The following is a 7457-nucleotide window of genomic DNA, read 5'->3' on the forward strand; positions in this document are numbered from 1 at the left end:
ATGATCAGTCAGGGGATTATCGCTCTGTTAAAGTGATAATCAAGATATAAGCAGGGGACAAAAGCGTGTCCCCTGCACCCGCGCTTTCCGCAGCATAAATTGCCCGCGTTGCGGGTGCCCTCGGTTGTCATTCCGGCGGACGGGTCGGCTTTAGGCTACAGGTCCCTGTAGCCGGACGCCTTTCGCCGCCGTCCTGGCGGCTCATCCCTGCCTGCATTCCGCCCTCAGCAATTCATGATGCTCGGGGGAAAGTCAAAGACAAAAGAAATAATCAAAAGAAAGGATCATAAGCAAAAAATCAAAACCTCAGGATTTTATCAATTAATCATTATTTTTTTATCAGTAGCCTTTGACGTTGACCTTCCCAGAGCGTCATGACTCGCTGAGCGAAGAACGCAGGCAGGGGCGAAGCGCCATGGATGGCGCGGAGAGGCGTCCGCCGCCAGGGACTGGTGGCTAAAGCCGACCCGTCCGCCGGAGAGATGAGGGAAGGAACCGGCGCAGCCGGCGAGTTGTGTAGCGGAAAAGCGCGGTGCAGGGCCGCGCTTACGGCCCTGCTTAGATGCAGATCTTCACACTAGAAGAACAACATCATAGCGTAGGCATCTAACCAACAAATCTATCTTTTAAAAGTCACAAATATCACTCTGATATCAACCGAAACTTGCTCCGAACCTGCTTTTCAAACGGGTGCAGGGCCGCGCTTCCCTCAACCGATACTTGCCCCGAGCCCGTTTAAAAACTTTAAGAAGATTCTCGATCAAAGTGACATTTTGCCGTCCATACTTACTATTTACATCAGTAAGCATAAGGCAGGGACGATGACAATGATGATGACTCAGCCTAAGGAAGCAGCTTGGCTGCATTCATGAGCAAAGAATCTGAACTGAAGAAAGTAAAGCGGACGGCATTGTTGTTACTCTGTGGCGCCGCTGCGACGTTTGTTTTTACCCTCTTTTTCCCAGGCAATTTTTGGCTGTCGGGGTTAAAAGCCATAGCGGAAGCGGCGATGGTGGGGGCCTTGGCGGACTGGTTTGCCGTAGTGGCGCTTTTTCGCCGCATTCCCATTCCTTTCATCTCTGCGCACACGGAAATTATTCCGAAGAACAAATCCAAAATCGCCGATAATCTGGCCATCTTCGTGCAGGATAAATTCCTCGATCCCGACTCCATTGTCGGGCTGATCAAAAAACATGACCCTGCGCAAATCATCGCCCACTGGCTGTATGTCCCGGCCAATACGGAATTACTTGGCGGTTACCTGACCAAAATTGTCCGTGCGTTTCTTGGAATAACGGACGATCAACGGATTCAGGCGTTTATCAAAAAAGCGATTCATGCATTTATCGATAAAGCCGATATCTCCCAATCAGTTGCAACACTCCTGGACAGCATGACGCGTGATGGTCGGCATCAGGAATTACTCGATGTTTCGGTCAAACAGGTGCTGAAACTTTTGCATCAACCGTCAACCCGTCTGTATATTTCCGGACAGATCGTGAGCTGGGTGAAACGTGAGCACCCACTGAAAGCCAAAATGTTACCGACTGAATGGTTGGGAGAGAATGGGGCAGAGGCGATCTCAGAAGCCGTTGGGACACTGCTGGACGATGTTGCCGCCGATCGTGGGCATGCATTGCGGCAAAACTTCGATCGGGCGGTGGAGCGGTTGATCGAAAAACTGAAAAACGATCCGGCCACGGCACGAAAAGCGGAAGAAATTAAAAGCTATCTGAAAAATGACGATGCGTTGAACACTTATGTGAAGCAACTGTGGCATGACTTGCGTGAGTGGCTGAGGCACGATCTTGAAAGCAAAGAGTCTGTGTTGCATTCCAAAATGGCGGCGGCAGGCCGTTGGCTTGGCGATACCTTGCTGCAAGACGTGCATCTGCGTGAATCAGTCAACCGTCATATGGAAGAGGCGGCGAGGAAAATGGCGCCTGATTTTGCCGAATACCTGACGAGGCATATCAGCGACACGGTAAAAAGTTGGGATGCCCGCGATATGTCCCGGCAGATTGAGCTAAATATCGGTAAAGATCTGCAATTCATTCGCATCAACGGGACGTTGGTGGGCGGGTTTATTGGTCTGGCTCTCTATTTGCTTTCGCAACTTCCCCATTGGATTGAGCCACTTTTTCTTTAGTCGCCAGCGACCCCTTCGGCTGGACTGGTGCAGCACATGGTTGACTATCGGTTTGCCGCAGGGCAAAAAAAATCAGCCAGAACTTTAGGTTAACTGGCTGATTTATATTAATTAACTTAATTTTCTTGCGTCTGTTTGTGGAACAATTCGCGAAAGACCGGATAGATGTCACCAGGATCACGGATATGTTGCATGGCAAAGTTGTCATACCGTGCCTGCAACGCCTCATATTCCCGCCATAACGTTTGATGGGCGCGACGGGTTATCTCGATATAGCTGTAGTAACGCACCATCGGCAGAATCTTGTTTGCCAGTAATTCGTGACACAGCGGGGAGTCATCTGCCCAGTTATCGCCATCTGAGGCCTGCGCCGCGTAAATGTTCCACTGCGCCGGATCGTAACGTTCCTGGACAACGTCATCCATCAGTTTCAACGCGCTGGACACAATCGTCCCGCCGGTTTCCTGTGAGTAGAAAAACTCCTGCTCATCCACTTCTTTCGCCTGGGTATGGTGGCGAATGTACACCACCTCAACGTTCTTATAGGTTCGGCTCAGGAACAGATAGAGCAGAATATAAAAGCGTTTCGCCATATCCTTGGTGGCTTGGTCCATGGAGCCAGAAACGTCCATCAGGCAAAACATCACCGCCTGGCTGGAAGGTTCCGGTCTGCGTTCGTAATTCTTGTAGCGCAGATCGAACGTGTCGATAAAGGGGACACGGGCGATTTTTTGCCGCAGTTCGGCAATCTCCTTGCGCAATCTTTCCTCTTCCAGAAGCTGCACGGGTTCGCAGTTTTCCAGTTCGGTAAGATTCTCCTCCAGCAGTTTCAACTCGCGCCGTTTGCTGGCGCTCATGGCCGTACGCCGCGCCAGTGAGTTCTGCAATGAACGCACTACGCTGATATTGGCGGGCACGCCGTTGGAGGTGTAGCCCGCACGATGAGTTTTGTATTCGTTAAGCTGCTTGTACTGATTCTTCTTCAGGTTCGGTAATGCCAGATCCTCGAACAGCAAATCAAGGTATTCATCCTTGGAGATCTGGAAGACAAACTCGTCCTGACCCTCGCCATCTTTACTGGCGTCACCCTGACCACCGCCACCGCCACCACCTCCACCCTGGGGCCGTTCGACGCGATCGTTCTGGACAAAATGGTCGTTACCGGGATGAACGCGGTGGCGTTGACCACCGCGACCCTGATGAAACATCGGTTCGTTGATATCTTCAATGGGAATCGACACTGACTCCCCACTGTCCACGTCGGTGACCGAACGCTTGTTGATGGCCTCGGCAATCGACTGTTTGATCTGCGACTTATAGCGGCGTAAAAAGCGCTGGCGATTAACCATGCTTTTATTCTTGCCATTCAGCCGTCGGTCAATAAAGTAGCCCATATTTCCCCCAAACGACGTTGCCACACTCCTCCGTGATCGCGATATCCTGCTTACGACGATTTTCTAACGCGCAAATACCATTCACAAAGCAAACGAACTTGTTTACGCGTATATCCTTTCTCCATCATTCTGTCGACAAAGTCATCGTGTTTTTTCTGCTCATCGGTCGAGGTTTTGGCATTGAATGAGATAACCGGCAGTAATTCTTCAGTATTTGAGAACATTTTCTTCTCAATGACCGTGCGCAGTTTTTCGTAACTGGTCCAGTTAGGGTTCCGACCGCTATTGTTGGCGCGGGCCCGCAGGACGAAGTTGACGATCTCATTACGGAAATCTTTGGGGTTACTGATCCCCGCAGGTTTCTCAATTTTTTCCAACTCGGCATTGAGTGACTCGCGGTCAAACAATTGGCCGGTGTCTGGGTCGCGATATTCCTGATCCTGGATCCAGAAGTCAGCGTATGTCACGTAACGGTCAAAAATGTTCTGACCATACTCTGAATAGGATTCCAGATAAGCCGTCTGAATCTCTTTGCCAATGAATTCGGCGTATTTCGGGATCAGATAGCCTTTCAGGTGTTCCAGATATTTTTCAGCAATATCTTGTGGGAATTGTTCGCGTTCAATCTGCTGTTCCAGAACATAGAACAGGTGCACCGGGTTGGCGGCCACTTCGGCATGATCAAAGTTGAACACCCGCGACAGGATTTTGAAGGCGAAACGGGTAGAGAGACCGTTCATCCCTTCATCAACCCCGGCGTAATCGCGATATTCCTGATACGACTTGGCCTTCGGATCGGTATCTTTCAGGCTTTCACCGTCATAGACCCGCATTTTGGAATACATACTGGAGTTTTCTGGTTCTTTCAGACGCGAAAGAATCGAGAAGCGAGCCAGTGTTTCCAGCGTGCCCGGGGCACATGGCGCATGGGTCAGTTCACTGTTATCCAGCAGTTTGTCGTAGATTTTGATCTCTTCTGACACGCGCAGGCAATAAGGCACCTTGACGATATAGACGCGGTCGAGAAACGCCTCGTTATTCTTGTTGTTTCTGAACGTCACCCATTCTGATTCGTTGGAGTGCGCCAGGATAATGCCATTGAACGGCAGGGCGGAGATCCCCTCGGTACCGTTGTAGTTTCCTTCCTGGGTCGCGGTCAGCAGAGGATGCAGCACTTTGATAGGTGCTTTGAACATCTCTACAAATTCCATGATCCCCTGGTTGGCACGGCATAATGCACCTGAATAGCCGTAGGCATCAGGGTCGTTCTGCGCATGATTTTCCAGCTTGCGGATATCGACTTTACCCACCAGCGCCGAGATATCCTGATTGTTCTCATCGCCCGGTTCGGTCTTGGCGATGGCAATCTGCTCCAATATAGACGGATGAACTTTTACGACTTTGAATTTGGTGATATCGCCGCCGAATTCATGCAGTCGCTTCGCTGCCCATGGCGACATAATCGTGCCCAGGTAGCGGGTAGGAATGTTGTATTCTTTTTCAAGAATATTGGCATCCTCTTGCGGATTGAACAGGCAAAGAGGATGGTCGTTGACCGGGCTGCGTTCGCCATTGGCGCTTAACGCATAGATAGGGACCCGCTGCATCAGCGCTTTCAGACGCTCAGCAAGGGAGGATTTACCGCCACCGACGGGCCCCAGTAAGTAGAGAATCTGTTTCTTCTCTTCCAACCCTTGCGCGGCGTGTTTTAGGTAAGAAACAATTTGTTCAATCGCTTCTTCCATCCCATAAAACTCTTCAAACGCCGGATAACGTGCTATGACGCGGTTGGAGAACAGGCGAGACATTCGAGACTCAAGCGCGGTGTCGATCATAACCGGTTCACCGATAGCCATGAGTAAGCGTTCCGCCGCATTAGCATAAGCACTGCGATCTTGCCGACAAATGGTAAGAAATTCCTGCAGTGTGAACTCTTCGTCCTTGGCAGCCTCATAGCGCTGGCGATAGTGGTCAAATATGTTCATAGCGATGCCCGTCCTGTTAGATTGGTTGGGAACAAAAATTAAGAGCTTCTGTTTTTGGGTAAAATAATGAAACTCTTACCTTATTGTTATGGACGGGTATCGCTTAAAGAGCAAGTTGACTTTTTGGACGAAAGGGAGGGGATCCCGCAACGGAAAAGCGGTATTTTGCGGTTTAATTCTTTAAATTGCGTGTATTTTAGGATAATACTCTTAAATATCACTATTAAGAATGTAAAAAAACCACGGTTCCATAAAAATTATTACTTGGTAAATTTTTGTGCAAGACATCGAAATGCACCGTCAGCATTGAATACGGGGAGAGGGCACTTAATGACCCAATATCGTGTGGATCTTGCTCGGTTGTCAGGTTTGGCCGAGACGGGAAGACTAGCGTAGTTTTATGACGGGGAAATGAAACGAGCCAAAAGGCACGACTGATTCACCTTATGGATACAAGTAGCTCGCAACCAAATGTTTTTTTATGTAAATTTTAAGCATGGAATTTACTGTTCACATACACTATTAACGCTTTTTGTTAATTACTGGAATGTATAACCCGTGAAACTACTGCATAAATCACTGACCGTTGTAGCTGCTACTGTGCTGCTTTCTCAAGCTGCACATGCCAATACTTTTACATTAGGTGCGTCTGCATTAGTCAGCCCAGACCCATATCGAGGTAATCAGGATCGGGTTTATCCGGTTCCAGTTATCAATTACGAGGGTGACAGCTTCTATTTCCGCAGCCTGATGGCGGGTTATTATCTCTGGAAAGATGACGCTAACCGTCTGAGCATTAACGCTTATTATTTACCGCTGCACTTCAAGCCGAGCGACAGCGATGATGATCGCATGAAAACCCTTGATAGACGTCGCGCAACGCTGATGGCAGGGGTGACTTATTCGCACTTTGCTGACTGGGGGATTGTGCGTACCTCATTTTCTGGCGACACGCTGGACTACAGCAACGGTCTGATCGCTGATGCAGCTTATTTGTATCGTTTCCGGTTGGACAAATGGACGCTGACGCCAGGCGTCGGGGTGACCTGGAACAGCTCAAACCAGAATGACTACTACTATGGCGTAAGCTCAGCAGAGTCGAGCCGCAGCGGATTTGATAGTTATTCACCCAGCGACAGTTTCGAACCTTACGTAGAGCTTTCGGTTAATTACACCATTAACACCAACTGGAATGCGTTCTTTATGGGCCGTTACGTACATATGGCTGATGAGATTCAAGACAGCCCGATGGTCGACAAGTCATACACTGGGGTAGTGTGGACTGGTGTGAGTTACACGTTCTGATGATTTTGTTTTCGTTCAAATGGGCGGCTTCTTTAGCCGCCTTTTTTATGATGTTTAATTTGTATATTAGTTACAACATACAGATGGTTTAAGTTATTACGAAGACTTTAGCTTCGGTGATTTTGGTTATTTCTAGCAGGCTAAGGAGGCTGGTTTTTAAAAGTAGATTTGGTTGATATAAGTTTGTCTTTCTACTGGAAGCTTGCATCTCAATGTACGCGAACGTCAAAAGATAGCTTTGGTAGCACGCGCAGCAGGGACGCTGCGCGAGGCGCTGCATCGCCGGGAGCGATTCAGCGGGTGCGTTAAGCCCGGAAGACGTGGGAGGGAACCGGTGAAACCGGCAATATTTCCGCGCCTAGCCCGGGTTCAAAGGGGCCCGGCGATGGCGCTCCTTTGTCGGTTGAGGCGTCGAGGCTCAGGTAGAAAACAAAACTTATATCAACCGAAACCTGCTCCGAGCCTGTTTTTAAACAACCACCATGAGAATTCATATCCAGTGAGGCAACCGAGGGGACCCGCAACGCGGGCAATTTATGCTGCGGAAAGCGCGGGTGCAGGGGACACGCTTTTGTCCCCTGCTTATATCTTGATTATCACTTTAACAGAGCGATAATCCCCTGA

General features: G+C 49.3%; 4 protein-coding genes. 2 read left to right on the plus strand and 2 right to left on the minus strand.

The genetic code is table 11. The features are described 5' to 3' along the window. Positions 1-868: 868 nt before the first annotated feature. Positions 869-2149 carry a DUF445 domain-containing protein gene (locus tag DRI82_RS23440; protein WP_114196294.1) on the plus strand — a complete coding sequence of 427 codons (1281 nt, stop codon included), beginning with the start codon at positions 869-871 and terminating at the stop codon, positions 2147-2149. Positions 2150-2265: 116 nt separating this feature from the next. Here the strand turns inward: DRI82_RS23440 and DRI82_RS23445 are convergent, their stop codons facing one another. Next, on the minus strand, positions 2266-3543 hold the full coding sequence (locus DRI82_RS23445) for a YeaH/YhbH family protein (protein ID WP_114196295.1): 1278 nt from the start codon (positions 3541-3543) through the stop codon (positions 2266-2268). Positions 3544-3593: 50 nt separating this feature from the next. Then, on the minus strand, positions 3594-5528 hold the full coding sequence (gene yeaG / locus DRI82_RS23450) for a protein kinase YeaG (RefSeq protein ID WP_114196296.1): 1935 nt from the start codon (positions 5526-5528) through the stop codon (positions 3594-3596). A gap of 558 nt (positions 5529-6086) precedes the next feature. Here yeaG and DRI82_RS23455 point away from each other — a divergent pair. Next, positions 6087-6833: a MipA/OmpV family protein gene (locus tag DRI82_RS23455; RefSeq protein ID WP_114196297.1), complete on the plus strand. Its 747-nt coding sequence runs from the start codon at positions 6087-6089 to the stop codon at positions 6831-6833. Positions 6834-7457 lie beyond the last annotated feature (624 nt).

The sequence above is a fragment of the Edaphovirga cremea genome, assembly GCF_003332275.1.
Lineage (GTDB): Bacteria > Pseudomonadota > Gammaproteobacteria > Enterobacterales > Enterobacteriaceae > Edaphovirga > Edaphovirga cremea.